This is a genomic window from Rhodococcus sp. FH8 (genome assembly GCF_019266085.1).
GTDB lineage: Bacteria > Actinomycetota > Actinomycetes > Mycobacteriales > Mycobacteriaceae > Rhodococcus_F > Rhodococcus_F qingshengii.
In genome coordinates, this window is the sequence record NZ_LPNQ01000061.1 from 274,526 (window position 1) to 299,385 (window position 24,860).

The following is a 24,860-nucleotide window of genomic DNA, read 5'->3' on the forward strand; positions in this document are numbered from 1 at the left end:
CGCTCGCGGCGGTGTTCTCTTATTAAGTGATTTCGTTGCTCGCCCCGGGACAGGGCTCTCAGACACCCGGCATGCTCAGCCCCTGGCTGGCACTGCCCGGAGCACAAGACCGCCTCGAAGTGTGGTCGAAGGCAGCCGGCCTGGACCTCGTCCGACTCGGCACGACCGCGACCGCCGAAGAAATCACCGACACCTCGGTAACCCAGCCCCTTGTCGTTGCCGCTGCTCTGCTGGCATACGAGGAAATCGAATCACGGGGGCTCCTCGGCGCCGACGTCATCGCTGCCGGCCATTCGGTGGGTGAACTTGCCGCTGCTGCGGTCGCCGGTGTTATCTCCGCTGACGACGCGGTCGCGCTTGCCGCCCTCCGTGGCGCCGAGATGGCCAAGGCTTGTGCGCTCGAGCCCACGGGCATGTCAGCCGTTCTCGGTGGAGACGAAGCCGAAGTGCTCGCACGAATCGAAGAACTCGGGCTGGAAGCAGCCAACCGCAATGCGGCCGGCCAGATCGTGGCGGCCGGACTGCTCACCGCGCTCGAAGAACTCGCAGCAAACGCACCCGAAAAGGCCCGAGTCCGCGCACTACCCGTCGCCGGAGCTTTCCACACCCGCTTCATGGCGCCTGCGCAGGACGCCGTCGCAGCTGCTGCCGCCAAGATCACCCCTTCCGATCCGACGCGCACGCTGCTTTCCAACTCGGATGGCGCACCCGTCTCCTCGGGCGCCGACGCCCTCACCAAGCTTGCCGCGCAGGTAACCCGCCCCGTTCGTTGGGACCTCTGCTCCGCGTCGTTGCGGACAGCAGAAGTCAGCGCGATCGTGGAACTCCCGCCGGCCGGAACCCTCGTCGGAATTGCCAAGCGTGAAATGCGTGGCACACCGACGGTGGCCCTCAAGAACCCGGAGGATATCTCCGCACTGTCCGAGCTGACCTAGCTCGGACGCCCACCCGGCCGATCAGCCCGAACGGCGGCCGGACGTTTCACCCCACCTCAATCGATCAAGAAGGGAGCCACACCAGTGGCCCACACTCAGGAAGAAATCATCGCGGAACTCGGCCAGATCGTGGAGGAGGTCACCGGTATCGAGCCTTCCGAGGTCACCGTTGACAAGTCCTTCGTGGACGACCTCGATATCGACTCCCTGTCCATGGTCGAGATCGCCGTTCAGACCGAAGACAAGTACGGCGTGAAGGTCCCCGACGAGGATCTCGCAGGCCTGCGCACCGTCGGCGACATCGTCGCGTACATCCAGAAGCTCGAAGCCGAAGGCGCCGAAGCCAAGAACGCAGAGTGAGCCGACCGTGACTTCCGCTTCTACCCGCAAAGGGAAATTCCCCGACATCGTCGTCACGAGCCTCGCGACGTCGACCTCGGTGGCTGGTGATGTGGATGGCACGTGGAAGGCGCTCCTCGCCGGCGAAAGCGGCATCGGAATCCTCGATGACCCGTTCATCGACGAGTTCGACCTTCCCATTCGCATCGGCGGGCACCTGAAGGTTTCACCGGACGAGGGCTTGTCCCGCGTCGAAATTCGACGGATGAGCTGGGTGGAACGCCTTGCCCTCACGTTGAGTCGCACGGTCTGGAGCAACGCAGGCAGCCCTGAAGTCGATCAGGACCGCCTGGCCGTTGTCATCGGCACCGGACTCGGCGGCGGCGACACGCTCATCGACGCCGTCGACAAGCTCCGTGGCGGCGGATACCGCAAGGTGTCCCCGTTCTCGGTGCAGATGGTCATGCCCAACGGACCGGCCGCAACGGTCGGACTCGAACTCGGGGCCCGCGGTGGCGTCATCACTCCGGTGTCGGCATGTTCATCAGGTTCCGAGGCAATTGCTCACGCTCACCGCATGCTTGTCATGGGTGACGCGGACATGGTTGTGGCTGGTGGAGTCGAGAGCTTCATCGACGCCGTTCCGATCGCGAGCTTCGCCATGATGCGTGCGATGAGCACCAACAACGACAATCCGGCCGCAGCTTCACGTCCTTTCGACAAGGACCGCGACGGATTCGTCTTCGGCGAAGCCGGCGCCCTGATGATCCTCGAAACCGAGGAGCACGCAAAGGCACGCGGGGCGACGATTCACGCCCGCCTGCTTGGTTCCGGAATCACTTCGGACGGGTACCACATCGTGGCACCGCATCCGGAAGGCCTGGGCGCGGCGCGAGCCATGACCCGAGCAATCGAGATGGCCGGACTGACGAAGTCCGACATCAAGCACATCAACGCCCACGCCACTGCGACGCCGATCGGTGACATCGCAGAGGCAAAGGCAATCAACGCAGCGGTCGGCAATCACGCTGCGGTGTACGGCCCGAAATCCGCGCTGGGACACTCGATCGGCGCTGTCGGCGCCCTCGAATCAGTCCTCACGGTTCTGGCAGTGCGTGACGGGATCATCCCGCCCACGCTCAACGTTGACAGCCAGGATCCAGAGATCGATCTCGATGTCGTCAAGGGTGAACCCCGAACCGGCTCTTTCGATTTCGCACTGAACAACTCGTTCGGTTTCGGTGGGCACAATGTCGCGCTCGCCTTCGGTCGGGCCTAGCCCGAACCGCGGTTTGCATCTGTCCGCGGGTGTCGTTGCAACACAACGTCACCCGCGGACAACACCGACCTTTCGTTCCACCCAAGGCTCGTACTGAAGGAGGACGCGATGACCATCCTGGCCCCCGTGACAAAGTCCGAATCATCGACAGACCCGCGCGATCCTCTTGCGCGCCTGGAAAATCTGTTCGACCCCGGCACAACAGTGCCGCTCCACGCCCGTGACAAGTCCGGTGTGCTCGCCGCGTCCGGAAACATCGACGGCGTCCGCACCATCGCGTACTGCTCCGACGCCACTGTCATGGGTGGCGCCATGGGCGTCGACGGTTGCAAACACCTCGTCAAAGCCATCGATACCGCCATCGAGGAAGAGTCCCCCATCGTGGGCCTCTGGCACTCCGGTGGCGCGCGTCTGGCTGAAGGCGTCGAGGCGCTCCACGCCGTCGGACTGGTCTTCGAGGCCATGGTCCGCGCGTCGGGTCTCATACCTCAAATTTCCGTCGTGCTCGGCTTTGCCGCTGGCGGAGCCGCGTACGGTCCAGCCCTCACCGATGTCGTGATCATGGCGCCGGAAGGCCGAGTGTTCGTCACCGGGCCAGACGTAGTTCGTAGTGTCACCGGCGAACAGGTCGACATGGTGTCACTCGGCGGTCCGGACACACACACCAAGAAGTCGGGTGTCGCGCACATCGCCGCACACGACGAGGCCGACGCATTGCACCGCGCGCGCCGCCTGGTTTCGATGATGTGCGAGCAGGGCGAATTCGATCAGCGGGCAGCGGAACTCGGCGACAGCGATCTGCGCGCCATGATGCCTGCCTCCGCGAAACGCGCGTACGACGTTCGTCCGATCGTTCACGAAATGCTCGACAACGTCGAAGGCGAGTCGAGTTTCGAAGAACTGCAAGGCAATTACGCTCGGAGCATCGTCACCGGTTTCGGCCGGATGGCCGGACGCACCGTTGGCGTCATCGCGAACAACCCACTGCGACTCGGGGGGTGCCTGAACTCCGAAAGTGCAGAGAAGGCCGCTCGATTCGTGCGACTGTGCAACGCATTCGGCGTGCCGCTCGTGGTCGTCGTCGATGTTCCCGGGTATTTGCCGGGCGTCTCGATGGAGTGGGAAGGCGTTGTCCGACGCGGAGCGAAGTTACTTCACGCCTTCGCCGAGGCAACGGTCCCCCGCGTCACCGTCGTCACTCGAAAGATCTACGGCGGCGCCTACATCGCGATGAACTCGCGAGCACTGGGAGCCACTGCCGTATTCGCTTGGCCCAACTCCGAAGTAGCCGTGATGGGTGCGAAGGCTGCTGTCGGCATCCTGCACAAGCGGGCCCTCGCAGCAGCACCGGACGACGAGCGTGAAGCATTGCACGACCGACTCGCTGCCGAGCACGAGGCAATCGCGGGCGGCGTCGACCGCGCGGTCGAAATCGGCGTCGTCGACGAAGAAATCGACCCGGCGAAGACTCGCAGCATCGTCACTGCTGCGCTCGCGTCTGCACCATCTGTCCGCGCGCGGCACAAGAACATTCCGCTCTGACAACCCTGGACAGCAAGGTGGGCCTCGCCGATACGGCGGGGCCCACCTTTGTCATTCAAGTCTTTGTCGTTCAAGCCCCGCGAGAGCGCTCAGGGTTCAGGATGGACCTCGGTTAGCTGACACGCCTTCGCAGCCATGTCACTTCGGCACCTTCGCCTGAACTCCGGAAGGGTTCGAGTTCCTCGTCCCACGGTGCGCCTATCGCCCGATCGATCTCCGCGGCGATGTCTCCACCGGAATTCATGATGGACCGCAGTTTCATCTCCCCTACGACGACATCACCGTTCGCACTGGTGGATCCGCGCCACAGGCCCAGACCGGGCACATGGCTGTACCGTTCGCCGTCGACGCCATGACTCGGGTCCTCGGTGACCTCGAACCGCAACATCGGCCACGCGCGTAGCGAGTCGACCAGGCGAGCACAGGTTCCGACGGGACCCGTCCAGTCCGTCGTCGCACGCAGAAGCCCGTCGTAGGCAGGCTGTGAGGTCCATCTGAGCTTGGCAGGGCTGTCCAACGTGGCGGACAAAGCCCAATCCACGTGCGGGCACAGCGCCGCGGGCGACGAGTGGATGTAAACCACACCAGTCGTCACGTCCGCGAATTGATTCATTTCGCGCACTCGAGCCTCCTGCTTCGACGAGGGACGTCTTCCCCAACGACCTCTGTCGAGTTCGTGCAGCACGCTCGATTGAACAGTGTGCCTTGTGTTACCCGTGTTGCGCCAGTGGAAGGAGAGAAATTTGTGCTCTACCGCGAAACTTCACCGACCACGCCATCCGACAATTCGGTCCACAAAGGCTTGGCCCAATCACCGAAATCGCGATCGGTAAGCACGACGCACGCAGTATCGATCGTGGGATCGACCCACAGGAACGTCCCGGACTGGCCGAAATGACCGAAGGTAGCGGCCGAGTTCTCGAGACCCGTCCAATGCGGACGCTTGTCGCCCCGAATTTCGAATCCGAGTCCCCAGTCGTTGGGGCGCTGAGAGCCGTAACCCGGAAGAATTCCGTTGAGCCCCGGGAACTGCACAGTTGTCGCCTCTGCGAACGTCTGCGCCGAGACCAGAGTCGGCGAGAGCAGTTCATCCGCAAACTTGGCCAAGTCGTCTGCCGATGCCTGCGCACCGTGACCGGCCGGACCGACAAGAGCCGCGCTGGTCATCGCCAACGGCGCGAACACTGCCTCGGCCAGATAGTCGGCAAATTCGATCTCGGTCTCCCGGGAAACCAACTCGGCAAGCACCTCGAACCCCGCACTCGAGTAGATCCGCTTCGACGCCACCGGCGCCTGAACAACACGTTCGGCGAATGCCAATCCCGAAGCATGTGCGAGGAGATGACGAACGGTCGACCCCTCAGGCCCGGCCGGCCCATCCAACTCGACCGCCCCCTCCTCCACTGCCACGAGAATCGCGTAGGCGCACAACAGTTTTGTCACCGAAGCCAGGGGGAAAACATGCGCCTGGTCGCCACTGAAACCACGAATGCGGTCGCCCTCACCGGGATTCTTTCCGGAGAGGACGACCGCTGCCGCATGGTCGACCGGCCACTGCTGGATTACGTCGAGACTGTGAGTACTGGGCACCCGATCAGACTACTGGCACAAGAGTTGCGCTTTCGATCACCAGTCAGCTTCGGTGTAGCGGATGACGCCGCGGATGTTCTTGCCATCCAACATGTCCTGGTAGCCGTCGTTCACGCCTTCGAGCGTGTAGGTCCGAGTGACCATGTCGTCGAGGTTCAGCTTGCCTGCCTTGTACATCGCGAGGAGGTTCGGCACGTCCTGGCGAGCGTTGCCACCGCCGAAAATGTTGCCCTGAAGGTCCTTCTGAAGCATCGCCATCAGGAACAGGTTCAGCTTCACATCCATGTCCGTCAGGTGCCCCATTGCGGTGACGACACAACGGCCGGCCTTTGCCGTCAGAATCATCGCTTCTTCGACGTACTCACCCTTCATTTCGCCGACGGTGATGATCGTCTTCTGCGCCATGCGTCCGTACGTGGCGTCGATGATCGGCTGAATGGCAGCGGCAGCGCTTTCGAAAGCGTGCGTTGCGCCGAACTTCAGAGCCTGCTCACGCTTCCACGGCACAGGGTCGATGGCAAAGATGTACCGGGCGCCCGATGCAACTGCACCCTGTAGCGCGCTGATACCGACGCCGCCGACACCCATGATCACAACGTCTTCGCCGGGCTTCACATCGGCGATGTGGGTTGCCGATCCCCAACCGGTCGGAACGCCGCAACCGACGAGTGCGGCAACCTCGAACGGAATGTCCTTGTCGATCTTCACCACTGACGACTGGTTCACGACCATGTAGGGCGAGAACGTCCCTAGCAGGCACATCGGGATCACGTTTTCGCCGCGAGCCTGGATCCGGTACGTGCCGTCGCTGATGGCTTGGCCGCTGAGGAGGCCCATCCCGAGGTCACAAAGATTCTGATGTCCGGCCGAACACGCCGGACAGGTTCCACAAGCCGGAATGAAGGACAGAACGACGTGGTCGCCCACCTCCAGACCCTTGACCTCCGGGCCGAGCTTGGTGATGACGCCCGAACCCTCGTGCCCACCCATGACGGGGAACGACGGCATCGGGGTCGCGCCGGTGACGATGTGGTGATCGGAGTGGCACATTCCGGCCGCTTCCATGCGAATCTGAACTTCGCCGGCTACCGGCTCACCGATCTCGATCTCCTCGACGGACCACTTTTCATTGAGGCCCCACAGGATTGCACCCTTGGTCTTCACGTCACTTCACCCTTTCATTCGCACACCCGCATCTATCTCTGTGACCATAGCCACAAATCTGCGAAATTGGAACGTGTTCTAACGAAAGATTTTGCACTGCAGGTCAGACGTCCAAATGACCTGGCACAACCGGCGCGGCAACGACGGAATAATGACCCACTGAGTGGGACAGGCCACACGGGCACCCGAAAGTAGAGCCGCCCCGAAAGCACGCAACCATTCGACTCCACCTCCCACCAATCGGTCGGACACAGAGCAGCGGGTCTGAAACAGGCCTGGGCATGTTCTGGTGCATCTGAGGTTTGACCCCTCAGGTTTTGAAGGTGGTGTTCGCCGGCCGCGGGTGCTGCCCGGGGTCGATCGAGGGCGGCGGAATGAACCACGGTTTGTTGTCGACACCGATCCGGATATCCCATTTCCCGACGAACCCGGCTTTTCGGTGCATCAGTCGGTGGTGCGAACGGCACAGCAGGACCAGGTTGTTCATCACCGTCGGGCCACCGTTGGCCCAGTGCCGGATATGGTGCGCATCCGTCCACGCGGGCACGCATGTGCAGCCCGGGAAGGCGCAGCCTCTGTCTCGGGCAATCAACGCAGTCCGTTGTTCGGCGGTGACCAACCTCTTTCCTGGTTTCGCATCCAACGGCACGCCGTGACCGTCGAGCAGCACCGTGGACAGGAAGCAGTCACACCCGAGGAGTCTGGTCTGCGAGACGGACAGTGGTCCGAGCCAGGGCATGTGCCCGACATCGAGATCCGACAGAGACTCTTCACCATCAGCAGTGGAGGGTGTGGCGGCGCAGTCCCGGTGCTCGGCCAGATCCCGAGCGTTGATGTGCACGTTCACGTGCGGACGCTGACCACCGTCCGTGCCGGTTTTCGCGCAGTCCAGGTAGCGGCGGATCAGTTCCGTGAACCCGTCCGCCGTCCGCTTCGCCGCCGACCGAGAATCCGGGGTTCCATCCGGTGCCGGGGTCGGCATCGTCAGATTCGACAACGCCGACAACAACATTTCACCGGTGAGAGCATCGAAATCCCCACGCACCACCACCCGACCATTCAATGTCGACGCGATCCGAAACTCATTGCGGTCGATATCCTCGGCGGGCGGAATCTCATCGGATTCGAAGATTCGCTCCAAGGTCGCGATCACGTTCCGCACCTTCGTCGTCGTCGCCTCCACCCCCGACGCAGCAGCCAACAACAAATCGATGCACTTCGGTAGCGCCTCCTCCGGCATGCCCTTCGGCGGTGACTCGCAGAACGCCACGATCAACACAGCATGATCGAACGAGCAATCCCCGCAATCGAACCGAGCAGCCACCGCCGGAAACGGCCGCAAAGCTGCACCCAGGGCGGCGATCTTCTTCCCGTCCCGAACCTGCAGCATCGTGTTGGCCGCCAACCAGGACCCCACCCCGCGGCTGGCAATCACCTGATCATCGGAACGCAACGAGAGTTCGTCGACCACCGCCACCCGAACGGCTTCCAGGCGCAGAGTCTCCACACTCGCCTCGACAGCAGCCTCACGCAACTCAGCAGCAGACAACTGCCACAGGCGTCCGCGTAACCCCACCGCAGAACCAGACACCACATCCGACAACAAGACACTCATTGAATCCCCCGATCCCCTCCCCAAACAATACTCGAACACCCGTTCGAGTCAAGAGTTTCTCGAGTCAATCCACCGAGCGTCCCGGAATCACCACACCGCATTGATAGGCGAGAACCACCAGTTGCGCGCGGTCGCGGACATCCAGTTTTGTCATCGCCCGGTTCACGTGCGTTTTTGCCGTGACCGCGCTGATCACCAATTCCGCAGCGATTTCGTCGTTGGACATCCCGAGGGCAACGAGGGTTACCACTTCGAGTTCGCGTGGGGTCAACTGACCGAAAATCCCAGAAGTCGAGTCGGCCCGCGACGGAGTGGAAAGGAACCGAGAAATCAACGCGCTGGTCGCAATCGGCGACAGCAAAGAGTTCCCACCTGCGACCGTCCGAACAGCATCGAGTAGATCCTCGGCTCGGATTCCTTTGCCGATGAAGCCGCTGACTCCCGCCCGGATCGCCTGTGCCACATGCTCATCCACTTCGAAGGTGGTAAGAATCAACACGTGCACGTCGGTCAAATCCGGATGATCGGCAATCATGGCGGTCGCTTCGACTCCGCTGGTGCCTGGCATTCGAATGTCCATCAATACAACGTCGGGTCGGTGCTCGAGCGCCGCCTGGAATGCCTGCTCTCCGTCTGCCGCCTCGGCGACCACCTCCATGTCCTCTTCCGAACCGATCAGCAGCGCAAGCGTTTGACGGAAGAGCGCCTGATCGTCTGCCACTACTACCCGAATACTCACGACTCCTCACGCTCCGAACCCCTGGACACCGAGACAAGCGGTAGTTGGGCGTCCACACGAAATCCCCCGTCGGCGCGGAATCCTGCTGAGACCTCGCCTCCCATCGCCTGTGCCCTCTCCTTCATTCCCAGCAGTCCGTACCCGGGTGGTGACGTCGAAGGCACTGCCGTTCCGGAGTTTTCGACCGACAGCATCAGAACCTCGGCTTCGTATGACAACGACACGGTGACGGCCCCTGGCAACGCATGCTTGCTCGCATTCACGAGTGCCTCCTGGATAATTCGGTACGCTGTGAGATCTACTGCGGGCCCGAGTGGGCGCAGCGAACCCACAGCGCGCACCTCGATTTCCATTCCTGCACTGACGAATTGATCCACCAGTGCCGGTAGATCCGAAAGCCCCGGAGCCGGCTTCATCGAGCGATCACCGTCCTGAGCATCACGGAGAACTCCGACCGTGGCCCGAATTTCATCGAGTGCCGCCTTGGACGTTTCCTCCACTCCGCGTAGTGCAGTCGTCGCCTTCTCCGGGTCTTTCCCGATCAAGTGCGACGCGACCCCGACTTGCAGGTTGACCAAGGCAATGTGGTGCGCGACAACGTCGTGCAGGTCTCGCGCAATCCGCATCCTTTCTTCGACGACGCGGTGTCGGGCCTCGTCCTCGCGCATTCTTTCCGCTTGCACCGCGCGCGCCTCGACGGACTCCAGATAGGCCCGGCGAGAACGGACCTCGGCGCCGGCAAAACTTGCCATCAGCAACCACGACAACAACCCCAGTGCCTCCTGCAGGAGATTGTTCCCCACTCCCAAAAAGATCGTGACGAGCATCAGCGAGCTGACTGTGCTCGCCGCTGCGAAGAAGGTCCTCCGGCGGTCACTCGTGCTGGCAACGTAATAGAGGCACACCATCGCTGCGGAACCTGTGCCGGCATTCGGCGGCGCTGACAGTGCAATCATCAATACGCCGAGCAGTACTGCCACCGCCAGTGCCGAGAACGGATAGCGCCTTCGGAACACGATGGTTGCCGCTGCGATCGCTGTTACAAGCACTCCCACAACCGTGACCTCGCGGGTGTCATTGCCGTCGAGCGCGATGCGGTGCGCCGTCCACGTGGCAAGGAGCACGAGAATCGCCAGTGCCAGGTCGATGGTGCGCGGGTGTTCCGCACACCATCGACCCCACGTCGATGTCGAAGTCATCGATCTACCGTATCCGGGTCACACCGACAACTTGTCGCTCGTGGGTTCACTGGATTCCTTCGAATCTGCGAGCAGCGCAGTCAACTGCTCCCCCTCGACATCGACGTTCGGGACCAACCGGTCCAGCCATGAGGGGAACCACCATGCCTTCGAGCCCAACAGGGACATGACGGCCGGTACGACGGTCATACGAATCACGAAGGCGTCGAACAGAACCGCGAACGAGAGTCCGAGTCCGATCTGCATGATGAAGGCGTCGCCGCCGAAGATGAAGCCCGCGAAAACGGCGATCATGATCAGCGCCGCGGCCGTGACGACTCGCGCGCCCTGGTCGAAGCCCTTCACGACTGCTTCATCCGGTCCGTCACCGTGGACGAACGCTTCACGCATTCTGGTCACCAGGAACACCTGGTAGTCCATCGCCAACCCGAAGACGATGCCGATCATGAAGATGGGCAACATCGCCACAACTGATCCGGTTTGGCCTTCGATTCCGAGAATGCCGGCGAACCAACCCCACTGGAAGATCGCGACCAGCACACCGAACGTCGCGCCGATCGAGAGCAGAAATCCGAGAGTTGCCTTGAGCGGTACCAAGATCGAGCGGAACACCAGCATCAAAAGAATGAAGGCGAGGCCGACGACCAATGCGAGGTAGGGAACGAGGGCATCAGCCAGGCGGTCCGAGACGTCGATCGTCAACGCTGTCTGACCGGTGACCGACATCGTGGCCCCGGTCTCGTCGGTCAGTGATCCGGCGACGTCACGTATATCTGCGACGAGCGCCTTTGTTGCCTCGGTTTCGGGGCCGCTCGAGGGAACCACCGTGATGACTGCTGTATCGCCGGCCTGATTGAGTGCTGGCGGCGTCACTGCCGCTACGTCGGGCAGAGCACCGAGCTTTTCCTGGGCGCCGCTCAATGCCGCTGCCGGATCTGCGGCGTCGGCAACGTCGACGACCACCATGAGCGGACCGCTGAACCCGGCACCGAACCCCTCGGATAGTCGGTCGGTAGCCCTGGCGGCAGTTGTGTCGGGCACTGGTGGGCTCGCCAAACTCAGGTTGATTCCGAAGGTGGGGATCGCCAGCAATCCCAGCCCGAGGACTGACGCGAGCAAAACCGGAACTCGACGCCGGATCACGAACTTGGCCCATCGCGAGCCGGCACCCTCCGACTGTTTCCGGTGTGTCAGTTCACCGCCGGACGCCAGCAGTCGACGATCAGACCGACTCATGACGCGCGACCCTGCAAATCCGAGTGTGGCGGGCAGCAGCGTCAGTGAAATCACCACTGCAACAGCAACTGCGAATGCTGCAGCCAGACCCATGCTCGTCAGGAACGGGATGTTCACGACGAACAGTCCTGCCAATGCGATGAGCACCGTCAACCCCGCGAACACTACGGCCGAGCCCGCCGTCCCCGCTGCTCTGCCCGCAGCAATTTCCGGATCATGTCCGTCACGTAGTTCGGAGCGGTAGCGCGAGACGATGAAGAGCGAATAGTCGATCGCCACGGCGAGCCCAAGCATCATTGCCAGGACGGTTGTGCTCGAACCCAATTCGATGAAACCAGTTGCGATAGTGATCGTGCAGATCGCGATGCCGATGCCGATCAACGCGCTGATCAAGGGAAGCCCTGCTGCCACCAACGAACCGAAAGTGACCGTCAGGACCACAGCGGCGATCGCGACGCCGATCACTTCGCCCATCGATTCGGCACTGCTTTCCATCAGCACGTTGCCGGCGACATCGATCGCCAGTCCCGAACCCGCAGCGTCGTGAACGGCGGACTCGAGCAGTTCTTTCGAGCTGTCCGGCAAGTCGATCGAGTCGGCGGTATAAGAGACCTGCATGTATCCGATCGTCCCAGTCGGCGACACTCCGCCGGAGGCATATGGATCCGATACCGCTGCAACCTCGGGGTCCTTCCCGAGCGCAGAGACCAAGTCACTGACGGATTGTCGAATCGCCGGATCGGTGAGCGTCGTGCCCGCCGGAGATTCGAAGACGATGCGAGCACTGGCTCCGTCGGTGGACGACTGCGGAAATCTTTCAGCCAGAAGATCTTGCGCCGCTTGTGATTCGGTGCCCGGAATCGACAACGTATTGACGGTCGGACCGGACAGCGTTGCTGCGCCTACTCCGCCCGCCACCAGCAGGACGACCCAGAAGCCCACCATTGCCCAACGGCGCCGAAACGCGAGTCGCGAGAGTTTGTACAGGAATATCGACATGCGTGTCACTGTGCCGATACACGACCCCGTCGCACATCGTGCACAGGTAGGCAGTTCGACGTACTGCGCTCGCAGTAGGGCGGTGGTCCGCAGTGCTAGACGGGCCGGCCCAACTCCCTTGACCACGGCGGATCCGCCCCGGGACGTGACACGGTGACGGCTGCCGCGCGTGCGGCAAAGGTCAACGCGGCCGACCAATCTGCCTCGGAGAAGCCGCGCACAACAGCGACGTCGAGTGCATCGTGACGATCAAGGTAGGCCAACAGGGCTCCGTGAACGGTATCGCCCGCACCAATCGTGTCCGCGACGTCGACCGCGGGCGCCGGCACCGAAACATCGAGTTCCTCGGTGATCAACCGCAACCCGTCACCACCACGGGTGAGCAGGACGGCGCCGACGCCTTCGTGGAGCCACTCGGCGCCGTCGACCGAACCCAACCACTTCGCGTCGTCGTCGCTCACTTTGAGAATATCGATGGCGGGCAACCACGAACGAAACCGTCGTCGATACGCGTCCGGGTCGGAGATCACCGCCGGACGAATGTTGGGGTCCACCATGGTGAGTCGACCGCGGGCGTGTGCTTCGTGCAGCAAAGCTTCGTAGGCAGAGGCCCCGGGCTCGAGCACCAGCGACAGCGTTCCGAACGAGAATGCCCGGGCAGAGGGAAGTTTCGGCAGCGCGAACTGTCGATCCGCCGTTCCCTCGAGGTAGAAGGAATACCGCGCACCTCCGTCCGCTGCAAGGTTCACGACGGCCAGAGTTGTCGGCTCGGGCCCACGTTCGACCCCAGTTGTGTCGACATTGGACGCGGCCAGCGAGTCGATCATCCGATCTCCGAAAGCGTCTGTGGACAAGCGAGAGACGAATCCCACGTCGGATCCGAGTCGACCCAGTGCAATCGCAACGTTGAACGGTCCACCGCCCAACTTGGGTGAGAAGTTCTCCCCCACCGGAACCAGATCAACCAGTCCCTCACCACACACCACGACGGATCGTTCGCGTGTATCACTCATCGGTAGACCCTAACCTTCTCACCAGTCGAAGATCGATGTGACCTGCTCGGCACGAACGAGTTCGGGTGCCGAGCAGGTCACGATTGTGATGGGATTCAGCTACCCACACGCTCGCCCGTAGCCGGGTCGAAGAGGTGAACAAGGCCGTCCACCCGCTCGAAGCCCAGCGTCTGGCCGTACTGCAGCTTCGATCGCCCGCCGGTGCGTGCAACGAGCGAGATCGGGTCGGCTTCGGTACCAGGCACGTGTGCGTAGATGTACGACTCGTTGCCCAGTTCCTCTACCAGGTCGATCTGAGCTGCGATTCCGTCTCCGGCAGCGACCACCTGGAATTGCTCGGGCCGAATTCCTACTGTGACCGAAGCCAGACCGGCCGCGGCGATTGCCGCCATCTGCTCGCGGTCCAGCGGAACCTCGACGTCGCCGAACCGCACCCCACCCGAACTGACCGGCGCCGTTACCAAGTTCATACCTGGAGATCCGATGAAGCCTGCAACAAACGCATTGGCCGGCCGATCGTAAAGTTCGGTCGGAGAAGCGAATTGTTGCAACTTGCCGCCCTTGAGCACTGCCACGCGATCACCCATCGTCATCGCTTCCACCTGATCGTGCGTGACGTAGACGGTGGTGGTTCCGAGACGACGCTGCAACGCCGCGATCTGCGTGCGGGTCTGGACGCGTAGCTTTGCGTCGAGGTTGGAGAGCGGCTCGTCCATGCAGAACACTTGCGGTTCACGAACGATAGCTCGGCCCATGGCAACTCGCTGCCGTTGACCACCGGAAAGCTTGGCCGGCTTGCGGTCGAGATAGTCAGTCAGGTCAAGCAGTTTGGCCGCTTCGGCCACTTTCTTCTTACGCTCCTCGACGGGCACACCGCGCATCTTCAACGCGAACCCCATATTTTCCCCGACGGTTTTGTTGGGGTACAGCGCGTAATTCTGGAAGACCATTGCGATGTCGCGATCCTTGGACGGGACATCGGTCATGTCCTTGCCGTTGATGGTGATCGCGCCGGAATCGATGTCCTCGAGCCCTGCCAACATGCGCAGGGCCGTGGACTTTCCGGAACCTGACGGACCGACGAGCACGATGAACTCCCCGTCGTTGATGTCGAGATCGAGTGAATCGACAGCGAGGGTCCCGGCACCTTCGTAGATGCAAGACGCTTTCTGGTACGAGATTTCAGCCATGACGAACTCCTGAGAGGGTGAGGAGAATTATTTGATTGCACCGAAGGACAGGCCGCGCACCAGTTTGTTCTGGGCGAACCAACCGGCCAGGATGACGGGCAATGCCGCCATGGTCGCTGCCGCGGAGAGCCGAGCCCAGTACAGGCCCTCGCCGGTGATGAACCCGACCAGGAAGACCGGAATCGTCTGTGCTTGAACAGCTGTCAGGTTGACGGCGAAGAAGAATTCGTTCCACGAGAAGATCACGCAGATCAGCGCAGTCGCAGCAATTCCGGGCGAGATCAGCGGGAGGATCACCTCGCGAACCGAGGTCCACAAACTCGCGCCGTCCATGCTGGCAGCTTCGAGAAGTTCGCCGGGGACTTCGAGAAAGAACGAACGCATCATCCACACTGCGATCGGCAGATTCATCGATGTGTACAAGATGACCAGCGCCCAGATGTTGTCGAGCAATCCGATGTCGTTGACGATCACGTACAGCGGCACGATTGCAGCGACGACTGGGAGCATCTTGGTACTGATGAAAAAGAACAGAACGTCCTGAGTCTTGGCTACCGGGCGAAGCGACAATGCAAACGCAGCCGGAACACCCAGTAGCAGAACAAGAATCGTCGACATGGCCGTCGCAAATGCGGAGTTTGCCAGCGTCGTGCCGAGACCGGAGTCGAGGACGGCACGGAACTGTTCGAGGGTGGGAGTGAAGAACAGCTTCGGCGGATCCGTGTAGGCGTCTGCCTCGGTCTTGAACGCGGTGAGGACCATCCAGAAGACCGGGAAGAAAAACCCGAGAGCGGCGATCCACGCCACAACCGACCACGGACTGAACTTGCTGCTCTTCTTTTTCTTGACGACGGGCTTGTCGGCCGTCGCGCTTGTCGTCTCTACGGCAGTCATCACGCCGCCTCCTCGTTGCCGGTGAAGCTCTTGAAGATCAATCGGAGCGCAAGTGTCGACACGATGATCGTCGCGATCACTGTTACGACACCCATCGCCGCAGCTTGACCTACGTCGAAGCCGAGGAACGCGCGCTGGTAGATGTAGAACGGCAGGTTCGAGCTGGCCACGCCGGGCCCGCCCGACGTCATCATGTACACCGCGTCAAAGGTGTTCACGAGGTAGATCGCACCCAGAACTGCACCGAGTTCGATGAAGCGGCGCAGGTGCGGCAACGTCAGTTCGCGGAACATCGCAAACGGCTTGGCTCCGTCCACTCGTGCGGCTTCGAGAATGTCTCGGGGCATGGACTGCAAACCGGCCAGAATGAGCAGCATCATGAAGGGCGTCCACTGCCAGATCAGATTGATCATGACGGCGGCGAGCGGAAACTTGCTGACCCAGTCGACCTGGCCGACGCCGAAAGGCTGGAGGACGAAGTTCACGATACCGAACACCGGGTCGAACATTGTTGTCTTCCACAGCAATGCGCCGGCGACGGGAGTAATGAGAAACGGCGTGATCAGCAGTGTCCGCACGATCCCGCGACCGAGGAAGGCTCTGTCGAGTAGGAGTGCCAACGCGAGTCCGAGGATCACCGAAACGATGACCGTACCTACGATCATGATGACCGTGTTGACCGCGACTTCCCGAAACTGACTGTCCGTGAAAACCTCTATGTAGTTGTCGAACCCGTTGAAGTGCCGCGATCCCGGCCGGACTAGGTTCCACGACTGCGTCGAGTAGTAGAGGGTGAACAGAAACGGAATCTGGGTGACGACGATCGAGAAGATCAACGCCGGCAACAGGGGACCTCTACGACGCCAACCCTCGGCGCGGGAGATCTTCTTTTCGACACGTACCGGTGGCGCGTCGTCCACCGTAGTTCTGGGCTCGGCAACCGTAGTCATCGGTTCTCCTGATAGGTCTTGCCGACCACCTCGGCATACTGCTGGGATTGTTCGAGTGCTTCTTTCACGCTCTTCTGACCCGCGATGGCCGCACTGATCTGCTGGCTGACGCGAGTGCCCAGGTCCTGAAACTCAGGGATGGTGAGGAACTGGACGCCGGTGTACGGAACCGGTTGCACTGTCGGGTTTTTCGGATCTGCATTGTTGATCGATTCGAGGGTGATCGGACCGAATGCCTGTGCGGCCTCTTGATATTCCGGAATCTCGTAGGTCGATAGGCGACTTCCCGGAGGAACTCTCGACCAGCCGAGTTCGGTTCCGACCTTCTGGATGTAGTCCTTGTTCGTCATCCAGGAAATGAACTTCCAGGCGTCATCTTTGTTCTTTGCCGACTCCGGGATTCCGAGCGCCCACGTGTAGAGCCAACCAGGATCGGACTTCTCGACCTTCGGGGCCTTCGCATATCCGATGTTGCCGACCACCTTCGACGAGGCGGGATCTTCGAGCACCGACACAGCTGAGGTTGCGTCGTACCACATCGCCGTGTTGCCTTGCGCGAATTGTGTTGCACATTCACCGAATCCGCTTGTGGCAGGTCCCGGCTGACCGTGCTCCTTGACCGTGTCCACGTAGAACTGAACCGCATCCTCGACCTGCGGACTCGTCAGCTGCGCATTCCAATTCTCGTCGTACCATCGTCCACCGAAGGTGTTGATCACAGTGTTCAGCGGTGCGAGTACCTCACCCCAGCCAGGCTTTCCGCGCAAGCAGATTCCCGCCATCTTGGCGTCCGGGTTGTCGAACTGCGCTGCCCAACCTGCGACTTCTTGCCACGTCGGGTCTTCGGGAACTGTTATCCCCGCCTGATCGAACAGATCCTTGCGGTACATCAGGAACGACGACTCCCCGTAGAACGGAACCGCGTACATACTGTCCTCGTATGACAGAGAAGTCTTGATCGACGGTACGAAGTCGTCCTCGTCATAACCGGGCGTCTTGTCTGCATAGTCGGACAGGTTCGTGAGCCAACCGTTGGCGGCCCACTGAGGTGTCTCGTAGTTGCTGATCATCACGACGTCGAACTCACCGCCGCCGGTTGCCGTCGAGGCCGTGATCTTGGCGCGCGCCTGGTTCTCGGAAAGGCTGACGAATTTGAGGTCGATGCCAGGGTTCTCGGCTTCGAAAGCCGGCGCCAGTTTGATGGCGTCCTGCATCTGCGAGTTCGACACCATCGCGATGGTGACTGTTCGTTCGCCGGAACCACCGAGCGCACCAGCGCCCGCACATCCCGACACCAGGAGGCAGAGCGCCGCCGCGGCAGCGCCCCACACTCGTCTTCCTGTTTTCACGGATTACCTTCCTTCACACTTGCGTGTCAGTCGCGCGCTCGGACCGCGAAACTCGTGAGATCGCTAGCCTTCGAGCAGCCACTGGGCGCACTCGACGTCGGTGACGAGTACGTTTGCCAAACCTCCGCGCAATGCGCCCAGAACGGCCTGGCGTTTGTGTGTTCCCCCCGAAATCAGAATCGTCTGATCGCAGGATTTCACTGCGTCGAGCGATACGGAGACCGTTCGCTCAGGCAGTGGCCCCTCCACTGGATTGCCGTCGATCGTGTAGAAACGGCCGCCGATTTCACCGACAGCGCCTCGACTTTCCAACTCGTCCAGCATGGTCGAGTCGACGAAGCTACCGGCAAACAAGGTCGTGGCAGTCGAGACGGCACCAACTCCGAAAACCATGATGTCGGAATCAGTTCCGGCATGCAGCGCCTTCGAGATCACCGAGTCGTTTCGCATCGACTCCACAGTCGCCGGGTCGGCATACAGCGGAGCGTTGAGACGAATAGGATTGGCCTGCAACTGTTGTGCACATCGGCCGATGGTGAAGTCGACACCGGTTTGGTAGTCGGTCACCGTCATGGAGCCGTCAAGTTGTACCACAGCCGAGCACTTCGCGGCCTTGTCCGGCAAAGATCCTGCTACCGCAACGGTTTCCGGACCCCAGGTAAACCCGAGAACGCTCGACGGCTGCAGACGACGAACCAGAACTTCCGCTGCTCTTCGACCGAGTGCGTCGAAGTCCGGGTCGTCCGCATCCGAAATCGCTTCGGGGACGATCAACACTTCGGCCAACCCGAAGTGCTTCTCCAGCTTCGATTCCAACTCCGTGTTCACCGAACCTTCGAGCTCCGGCGGTACCAAAATCTCGACCCTGACCAAACCTTGCGTCCGCGCCCTGGCCAACAGTCGCCCGGCTGTCGGCCGCGAGACGCCCAACTTCGCTGCAATCTCCGCCTGAGTGGCACCTTCGAGGTGATACATGGTCGCTGCCCGCAAGGCGAGCCGCACATCTTCGGAAGCGGGCAACTTCGACGTCTTGAGTCCTGTGGGCTGAGCCGACTGGTTCACGCGGTCTCCTTGTGCATCAGGTTCAAAGTTTCTTGATCGTGAGCAAATGCTCACTAGATGTTCTTATGCTCATTAAGCTAACATCTACGTTGTGACCCACACAACAGTTTCCGGAGAATCCGTCGATCTACCTGCGACAATTCGGGCAAATGTCCTCGTCGAGACCGGAAAGATGCAGATGGTCGAGAGACCACGACCGTCCCCGAAGGCGGGTGAAGTCCTCGTTCGCATCCATGCCGTGGGCGTGTGCGGGTCGGACGCGCACTACTTTCACGAAGGTCGCATCGGCCCTTACGTAGTCAACTCACCGCTCGTTCTCGGACACGAAGCATCGGGACGCATCGCTGCGGTCGGTGACGGCGTCGACCCAAGACGCATCGGGCAGCGTGTCTCCATCGAGCCTCAGAAGCCCGATCCGACAAGTCCCGAATCCAAGGCAGGCAGATACAACCTCTGCCCTCATATGGAGTTCTTCGCGACGCCGCCGATCGACGGTGCGCTGACCGACTACGTCACGATCGGTGCCGACTTCGCCCATCCCATCGCAGATTCCGTGTCCTACGAGGCAGCTGCGCTGTTCGAGCCACTTTCCGTAGGGATCGCCTCAGCCCAGAAGGCGGGGATCACTGCCGGCTCTCGGGTGTTGATCGCCGGCGCCGGCCCGGTAGGAATCGTGACGACGCAGGTGGCCAAGGCATTCGGCGCGACGGAAGTCATCGTCTCGGACATCGACGCGGCCCGGCGTGATGTGGCACTGAAATTCGGCGCAACAACCGTCGTTGATCCCCATGTAAGCGACGTACGCTCGCTGGCCGTCGACGCATTCATCGACGCGTCGGGTGCCACGGCCGCAGTGATCGACGGGATTCACGCAGTTCGGCCCGCTGGAACCGTCGTTCTGGTCGGAATGGGTGCCGACGAGATACCGTTGCCGGTCCCGATCATTCAGAATCGCGAACTGATGCTGACCGGAGTGTTCCGGTACGCCAACACGTGGCCGATCGCCGCCGCATTGGTCGCTGCCGGGCGCGTCGATCTGGACTCGATGGTCACAGCACGCTTTTCACTCGAACAGTCGCAAGAGGCCCTGGTGGCCGATCGCATTCTCGGCAGCATCAAAGCCGTAGTCATCGTCGCCGAAGGAGACTAGTACTTTCATGGAACTCAATACGAAGACCCTGTTCGACTTCGATGCTGCACTCGAAGTGCCGAACTACGACCGGAGCAAAGTCACTACTGGCATAGTGCATTTCGGTGTCGGAGGCTTTCACCGTGCACACCAGGCCATGTACATCGATGATCTCCTGCGACGCGGTGAGGGCTTCGACTGGGGAATCTGCGGAGTGGGAGTGATGCCGTCGGACAAGCGGATGAAAGACGCTCTCCGCGCGCAGGACTGCCTCTACACGCTGGCGCTCAAGCATTCTGACGGAACCCTCGAGGCCCGGGTCATCGGGTCGATCGTCGAGTACCTGTTCGCTCCGGAGGATCCGGAGGCGGTGATCGAAAAGATGGCATCCGAATCGACGAAAATCGTATCTCTCACCATCACCGAGGGCGGATACAACATCTCGCACACTACGGGTGAGTTCGACGCGTCCGATCCCGATGTAATGCACGATCTCGAGCCGGGAACACTCCCCCACACCACCTTCGGTCTGATTTGTGCGGCACTCGCACTCCGTCGCGACCGGGGCCTCGCCCCGTTCACGATCATGAGTTGCGACAACATCGAAGGCAACGGATCGGTCGCCAGGACGGCAGTCGGAGCGTTCGCCGCCCTGAAGGATCCCGAACTTGCGGAGTGGATCGACGAGAACGGCGCCTTCCCCAACTCCATGGTCGACCGGATCACACCCGTCACGACAGCCGAGGTGACCACCGAGATCGCCGAGACGTTTGGCGTGGAAGATCAGTGGCCGGTCGCAGCTGAGCCGTTCACCGCGTGGTTCCTCGAGGACGAGTTCACCTCAGGCAGGCCACCTCTGGAGAATGCCGGCGTCAATCTCGTGCCGGATGTTCGCCCGTACGAACTGATGAAACTGCGCCTTCTCAATGCCGGCCATCAAGGCATCGCGTACTTCGGCTACCTTGCCGGATACCGCCTGGTCCACGAGGCATGCCAGGACGAACTCTTGTCGGGGTTCCTGCTCGACTACATGAATCTCGAAGCGACGCCGACCCTTGACCCGGTACCCGGCGTCGACCTCGATCAGTACAAGAAGACCCTCATCGAAAGATTCTCGAACCCCCGGATCCGCGACACGATTGCACGTCTGTGTGCCGAGTCGTCCGATCGAATTCCCAAGTGGCTGTTGCCCGTCATCCGGAACCAACTCGACACCGGTGGGTCGATCAACCTGTCCACCGCAATTGTCGCCAGCTGGGCCCGCTACGCCGAGGGCACAGACGAGAACGGAGATCCCATCACCGTCGTCGATCAGCTGTCGGACACTCTGGTGCCGCTCGCCCAGAAACAGTCGAGCGACCCGTTGGCCTTCATCGGGTACCGCCAAGTGTTCGGCGATCTCGTGGACGATCGCCGATTTGTCGCTAGCTTCCGAAAGACCCTCGACTCATTGCACTCCGTCGGAGCCAGAAGAACCCTCGAGGAGGTGCGCGGGCTCTGACTACACCGAGACGTCGTGCAGGTGATGGATCGGATCGTGAATGAAGTAGGCCGCCAACGATTCGACGGTGAACGCCGATCCGTCACTGCGGAGACCCCGTCGTTGGCGGCTACCCTCTGGCACGGTTTCGAAGGCATTCGCGACCTCCGCCGCGGCGTCGGACAATTCCGATGCCACCTTTGCCGGATCTTGGTCGTTGTACCGCTCGGCCTCGGCTGTTGCGTCCTGATCCCAGTTCTCGAATCGCGGATCGTCGAATTCGAGCATCTGTTCCAACCGCACCTTGAAGATCCGGAACACGTCGCGTACGTGGGCGGAATACTCCAGCGCTGACCATGTTTCGCTGTCCGGTCGCTCCGTCACATTCTCGCGCTCCAGTACCTCGGCCCACGAGACGGCATTGCTACGCACAAGATCTGGAACATCCGCGAACGCCACAGCGGACGAATCAAACCCGCACTCGGCGCATGGGCGTTCGAGGACCCAGGTCCAGTTCTTTGTATCCGGGGTGATCGGCATGGATCGAGAATAGTCCGCCAGGGCGGGGTCAGTCTGCTTCGATTGGCCGATGAAGCGAATCATGATCGCTATTGCGACTCCATTCGTGCTGATGCTTACTTCGTGTGGCGGGGACGTGGGCGACGCGGAACCCCACGAACTCGCCTTCACATGCGACGACGCACATGCGTACCTCGAAGTTTTCGGGACGGTCGAGGCGGCGTTGGCCCGGCTACAGAGCCCTGGATGGAACGATGTCCCTGAACTCGTGGGTTCCGCCAGCGCCTGGGCAACGTTCACACCACAACAGCAGACTGCGATAGTCAATTCACTTCATGCGGCTTCCCGAGGTGAATGTTGATCCGTATTTCTGTGCCGGTATCGGCATCTGACTCCGTCGACAAGATTTGCCGGTCGATACTCGGACCGGCCGAAGAACTGGGACCTACTCCGACCGATTCCGCGTCACCGATCGATCGAGTCCGCGATGACACGAGCGGACCGCACGACGACTGAAGAGGATTCGACGCTGAGGCGCGTGAGCGCACCCAAGAAGCCTTCGAAGCAGCGAAATCGGGATCGTGCGACCGAGCAACGCCGGAGGCCTGATTCGCCGGTCGCACAACAGAATTACAAACGACGACGTAACTACGTCATTCCGTTCGTGACAAAATACTCGTTCGTCGGCGACGGACCGATCACTTCGATTTCCTCGACGGGTCTCGTCGCCCCTCACGTGAAGGGCGTCGAGTCGACATGTACCCCTTCCGAACGCAGTAAATGCTCGGCCGCACAAATCAATAGGGAAAGGGATTCGTACGAGAGTCCCTCGATCGCATGCATCAGCCTGTCAGGCGCCGGAATCGACCGGTCGACCGGCGACCCCTCGGATCTCCGCACAGAAAGCACGGTCGAGAGTTCTCGTTGATTCACCACCTGACCTGCGCTGTTCGCTCGCTCGAACATGGCATTCAGCCGCTGGACCAGTTCCTCACCTTCAGCTGATCGAATAGTGTTGCCGAACAGCCTGTTTCCATGATCGGCTTCGACACCAGGCCCGATCGAGTTCTTGATTGTCACAGTATGTTCTCCGTTACGTTGGTCTGTCAGGTTGATCAGGGGTGCGACCCGGCGCAATTCACAGAGCCTTTATCCGTGCCGCCCAACGGCGTCGCGTCCATCGACAGCAGACGAATCTCCCCCGGCGCCCATCGGCTTCCGGTAGCGAGACCTTCAAGTTGCTGTTCACTTGCAGTTCGTCGTTACACTTTAACAATAGTTGTAACGCATCGACAAGTGTTTTGTTCCGATTGCCCGGTTTTGCATCCGATCAAGGCAACTACTGAGCTCTCGCGGGCTGCGGATTCTGCAATTCACGAAGCTCGGCAAAATGGATCCGACGCAGACAAGGACGGCGAGACAGCCCTCGTTGGCTCTCGTTTCCAGTGATCGAGCACGAAGTCCTCAATGGTGATGACCCAAGTCCGACAGCGCTTTTCAGACAGAGAAAGGGCCCCGCAGTTGCGGGGCCCACTATCGTTGCCGTTCCTCGCGTGGAGCCGTTTCCGACAGTCGGCTGCCGGTCAGCGCGTCAACATTTGGGTGCAGCCGAGCCGCGGGGGGGACGGCTCGACTGCCTTGTACCTACACCGGTAGGCACGTCTAAAGCGTGACACTTCTGTACGTCGAGCACATACGCTGAAATACCCGGATAGGTACCTACTTTTCCTTCACGTCCGGCACGTCGCTCGCTCGGTTGCGCCCAATTGCACTGCGCTCCCGATACTTGTCGAGGATTGGGTATCCGGATCCGAGACTTTCACCTCGAACGGGATCGACGATCGCGGTACGACATTTACTTGTGTAGCCACGAAGGATCAACTCAGCCGTACCCGCATGCGCGTTGCGTGCGATTCAATACCAACTACGTGTGGGCAACTGCACCAACTACCTGTGGGCAACTGCCCTGTTGATTGCACTCTGCGCACTTGTCGCCGTTGCGATCGTCGGCAGCATGACTTTCGACAAACGTCATTGGGTCTGACCTGCGGGCTCACGGCAACTGAACGTGGGGCGGGCGGGGCTCGAACCCGCGACCAATGGATTATGAGTCCACGGCTCTAACCGACTGAGCTACCGCCCCATCCGGATGCGATGCATCGCGGCGAATCCGAATGTTACCGGCACATCCGACGCGGATCACAATCGGGCAGGCGGTGACGCGTTGCACTCTTTCGAGTCGAGTCTTCCAAGGTTGGTCGGCACAGGCGCGATGAGCCGATACCGTGGGAGTGCACACCCCACGGAACAGGATCACCACATGAAGCTTGCACTGACCGAATTCAAGAACTCGAAGGCCACGATCCGGATCATCATGTCCGACGGCGCGAAGCTGAACGGCACCGTCACCGATTTCACCGAAGACACTCTCGTTCTCAATTCTCCGAATGGTGTCTACTACATCAACCCCAGCCACATCGTCCGACTGTTCGAGCCTTCGGATCGCGCAGCGAAGTAAGCGCACCGGCCGAACAGTTCGACGGTTCCGCCGAAAGCCCGACGCAGAGTATTGCGTCGGGCTTTTCGCATCTCCGCCGCCATCATCTTCGCTTCGCGTTCACTGATGCTGATGCCGCC

22 protein-coding genes and 1 tRNA gene are annotated in these 24,860 nt (G+C 61.1%); 7 read left to right on the plus strand and 16 right to left on the minus strand.

Annotation, left to right across the window (positions count from 1 at the left end; all coding sequences use genetic code 11):
• Window positions 1-26 precede the first annotated feature (26 nt).
• The 4 genes from ATN38_RS12800 (at window position 27) to ATN38_RS12815 (ending at window position 4,095) form a co-directional block, all read left to right on the plus strand.
• A complete protein-coding gene (locus ATN38_RS12800; protein WP_064689135.1) occupies window positions 27-935 on the plus strand; it encodes an ACP S-malonyltransferase in 909 nt (302 codons plus the stop codon).
• Window positions 936-1,019: 84 nt separating this feature from the next.
• The gene (acpM, locus tag ATN38_RS12805; RefSeq protein ID WP_003941649.1) at window positions 1,020-1,295 is read left to right on the plus strand and encodes a meromycolate extension acyl carrier protein AcpM; all 276 of its coding nucleotides are present in this window, start codon (window positions 1,020-1,022) and stop codon (window positions 1,293-1,295) included.
• A 7-nt stretch (window positions 1,296-1,302) separates the two neighbouring features.
• Window positions 1,303-2,553 carry a KasA/KasB family beta-ketoacyl-ACP synthase gene (locus ATN38_RS12810; RefSeq protein WP_003941591.1) on the plus strand — a complete coding sequence of 417 codons (1,251 nt, stop codon included), beginning with the start codon at window positions 1,303-1,305 and terminating at the stop codon, window positions 2,551-2,553.
• Window positions 2,554-2,661: 108 nt separating this feature from the next.
• Window positions 2,662-4,095 carry an acyl-CoA carboxylase subunit beta gene (locus ATN38_RS12815; protein ID WP_003941597.1) on the plus strand — a complete coding sequence of 478 codons (1,434 nt, stop codon included), beginning with the start codon at window positions 2,662-2,664 and terminating at the stop codon, window positions 4,093-4,095.
• A 112-nt stretch (window positions 4,096-4,207) separates the two neighbouring features.
• On the opposite strand, the gene ATN38_RS12820 is transcribed toward ATN38_RS12815, so the two are convergent.
• The 13 genes from ATN38_RS12820 to ATN38_RS12880 all read right to left on the minus strand — a co-directional run bounded on the left by ATN38_RS12820 (window position 4,208) and on the right by ATN38_RS12880 (window position 19,095).
• Window positions 4,208-4,717 carry a DUF3145 domain-containing protein gene (locus ATN38_RS12820; protein WP_003941617.1) on the minus strand — a complete coding sequence of 170 codons (510 nt, stop codon included), beginning with the start codon at window positions 4,715-4,717 and terminating at the stop codon, window positions 4,208-4,210.
• Window positions 4,718-4,845: 128 nt separating this feature from the next.
• Window positions 4,846-5,685 (minus strand): serine hydrolase, encoded by an 840-nt coding sequence (locus ATN38_RS12825; protein ID WP_218748076.1) that lies wholly within the window; start codon window positions 5,683-5,685, stop codon window positions 4,846-4,848.
• 36 nt (window positions 5,686-5,721) lie between these two features.
• Window positions 5,722-6,849, minus strand: a complete 1,128-nt coding sequence (locus ATN38_RS12830) for an NDMA-dependent alcohol dehydrogenase (RefSeq protein WP_003941638.1) — start codon at window positions 6,847-6,849, stop codon at window positions 5,722-5,724.
• Between the two features lie 310 nt (window positions 6,850-7,159).
• A complete protein-coding gene (locus ATN38_RS12835) occupies window positions 7,160-8,464 on the minus strand; it encodes an HNH endonuclease signature motif containing protein (protein ID WP_218748077.1) in 1,305 nt (434 codons plus the stop codon).
• 64 nt (window positions 8,465-8,528) lie between these two features.
• Window positions 8,529-9,203 (minus strand): response regulator transcription factor, encoded by a 675-nt coding sequence (locus ATN38_RS12840; RefSeq protein ID WP_218748078.1) that lies wholly within the window; start codon window positions 9,201-9,203, stop codon window positions 8,529-8,531.
• Window positions 9,200-10,402 carry a sensor histidine kinase gene (locus ATN38_RS12845; protein WP_218748079.1) on the minus strand — a complete coding sequence of 401 codons (1,203 nt, stop codon included), beginning with the start codon at window positions 10,400-10,402 and terminating at the stop codon, window positions 9,200-9,202. The genes ATN38_RS12840 and ATN38_RS12845 overlap by 4 nt, the downstream gene beginning before the upstream one ends.
• 18 nt (window positions 10,403-10,420) lie before the next feature.
• Entirely contained in the window at window positions 10,421-12,637 is a 2,217-nt protein-coding gene (locus ATN38_RS12850) for an MMPL family transporter (RefSeq protein WP_218748080.1), read from the minus strand.
• Between the two features lie 95 nt (window positions 12,638-12,732).
• The gene (locus ATN38_RS12855; RefSeq protein ID WP_218748081.1) at window positions 12,733-13,650 is read right to left on the minus strand and encodes a carbohydrate kinase; all 918 of its coding nucleotides are present in this window, start codon (window positions 13,648-13,650) and stop codon (window positions 12,733-12,735) included.
• Between the two features lie 95 nt (window positions 13,651-13,745).
• On the minus strand, window positions 13,746-14,840 hold the full coding sequence (locus ATN38_RS12860; protein WP_042450146.1) for an ABC transporter ATP-binding protein: 1,095 nt from the start codon (window positions 14,838-14,840) through the stop codon (window positions 13,746-13,748).
• 27 nt (window positions 14,841-14,867) lie between these two features.
• Entirely contained in the window at window positions 14,868-15,734 is an 867-nt protein-coding gene (locus ATN38_RS12865; RefSeq protein WP_003941600.1) for a carbohydrate ABC transporter permease, read from the minus strand.
• Window positions 15,734-16,684, minus strand: a complete 951-nt coding sequence (locus ATN38_RS12870; protein ID WP_218748082.1) for a carbohydrate ABC transporter permease — start codon at window positions 16,682-16,684, stop codon at window positions 15,734-15,736. The genes ATN38_RS12865 and ATN38_RS12870 overlap by 1 nt, the downstream gene beginning before the upstream one ends.
• Complete coding sequence (locus tag ATN38_RS12875; RefSeq protein WP_042450147.1) at window positions 16,681-18,033, minus strand: sugar ABC transporter substrate-binding protein; 1,353 nt, start codon at window positions 18,031-18,033, stop codon at window positions 16,681-16,683. Before ATN38_RS12875 ends, ATN38_RS12870 begins: the two co-directional genes overlap by 4 nt.
• 63 nt (window positions 18,034-18,096) lie before the next feature.
• On the minus strand, window positions 18,097-19,095 hold the full coding sequence (locus tag ATN38_RS12880) for a sugar-binding transcriptional regulator (protein WP_042921924.1): 999 nt from the start codon (window positions 19,093-19,095) through the stop codon (window positions 18,097-18,099).
• A 139-nt stretch (window positions 19,096-19,234) separates the two neighbouring features.
• Between ATN38_RS12880 and ATN38_RS12885 the strand changes: the two genes are divergently transcribed.
• Together ATN38_RS12885 and ATN38_RS12890 are read left to right on the plus strand one after the other, a co-directional pair.
• Window positions 19,235-20,245, plus strand: a complete 1,011-nt coding sequence (locus tag ATN38_RS12885) for an NAD(P)-dependent alcohol dehydrogenase (protein WP_209448740.1) — start codon at window positions 19,235-19,237, stop codon at window positions 20,243-20,245.
• A 7-nt stretch (window positions 20,246-20,252) separates the two neighbouring features.
• Complete coding sequence (locus ATN38_RS12890; protein WP_209447617.1) at window positions 20,253-21,725, plus strand: mannitol dehydrogenase family protein; 1,473 nt, start codon at window positions 20,253-20,255, stop codon at window positions 21,723-21,725.
• Here the strand turns inward: ATN38_RS12890 and ATN38_RS12895 are convergent, their stop codons facing one another.
• The 3 genes from ATN38_RS12895 to ATN38_RS12905 all read right to left on the minus strand — a co-directional run bounded on the left by ATN38_RS12895 (window position 21,726) and on the right by ATN38_RS12905 (window position 24,366).
• Entirely contained in the window at window positions 21,726-22,244 is a 519-nt protein-coding gene (locus tag ATN38_RS12895) for a DinB family protein (RefSeq protein WP_030536585.1), read from the minus strand.
• A gap of 711 nt (window positions 22,245-22,955) precedes the next feature.
• Window positions 22,956-23,360, minus strand: coding sequence for a hypothetical protein (locus ATN38_RS12900; protein ID WP_232329877.1), 405 nt, complete (start codon window positions 23,358-23,360; stop codon window positions 22,956-22,958).
• Window positions 23,361-24,292: 932 nt separating this feature from the next.
• Window positions 24,293-24,366, minus strand: a tRNA-Ile gene (locus ATN38_RS12905).
• A gap of 177 nt (window positions 24,367-24,543) precedes the next feature.
• Between ATN38_RS12905 and ATN38_RS32755 the strand changes: the two genes are divergently transcribed.
• Complete coding sequence (locus tag ATN38_RS32755; protein WP_223304512.1) at window positions 24,544-24,741, plus strand: hypothetical protein; 198 nt, start codon at window positions 24,544-24,546, stop codon at window positions 24,739-24,741.
• The last annotated feature ends 119 nt before the right edge of the window (window positions 24,742-24,860 follow it).

Excerpts from the sequence above, each read along its gene's own strand:
- ATN38_RS12855 (WP_218748081.1), bottom strand. The coding sequence starts at position 13,650 with ATGAGTGATACACGCGAACGATCCGTCGTGGTGTGTGGTGAGGGACTG.
- ATN38_RS12890 (WP_209447617.1), top strand. The coding sequence starts at position 20,253 with ATGGAACTCAATACGAAGACCCTGTTCGACTTCGATGCTGCACTCGAA.
- ATN38_RS12860 (WP_042450146.1), bottom strand. The coding sequence starts at position 14,840 with ATGGCTGAAATCTCGTACCAGAAAGCGTCTTGCATCTACGAAGGTGCC.
- ATN38_RS12850 (WP_218748080.1), bottom strand. The coding sequence starts at position 12,637 with ATGTCGATATTCCTGTACAAACTCTCGCGACTCGCGTTTCGGCGCCGT.
- ATN38_RS12865 (WP_003941600.1), bottom strand. The coding sequence starts at position 15,734 with ATGACTGCCGTAGAGACGACAAGCGCGACGGCCGACAAGCCCGTCGTC.
- ATN38_RS12895 (WP_030536585.1), bottom strand. The coding sequence starts at position 22,244 with ATGCCGATCACCCCGGATACAAAGAACTGGACCTGGGTCCTCGAACGC.
- ATN38_RS12870 (WP_218748082.1), bottom strand. The coding sequence starts at position 16,684 with ATGACTACGGTTGCCGAGCCCAGAACTACGGTGGACGACGCGCCACCG.
- ATN38_RS12845 (WP_218748079.1), bottom strand. The coding sequence starts at position 10,402 with ATGACTTCGACATCGACGTGGGGTCGATGGTGTGCGGAACACCCGCGC.
- ATN38_RS12815 (WP_003941597.1), top strand. The coding sequence starts at position 2,662 with ATGACCATCCTGGCCCCCGTGACAAAGTCCGAATCATCGACAGACCCG.
- ATN38_RS32755 (WP_223304512.1), top strand. The coding sequence starts at position 24,544 with ATGAAGCTTGCACTGACCGAATTCAAGAACTCGAAGGCCACGATCCGG.
- ATN38_RS12835 (WP_218748077.1), bottom strand. The coding sequence starts at position 8,464 with ATGAGTGTCTTGTTGTCGGATGTGGTGTCTGGTTCTGCGGTGGGGTTA.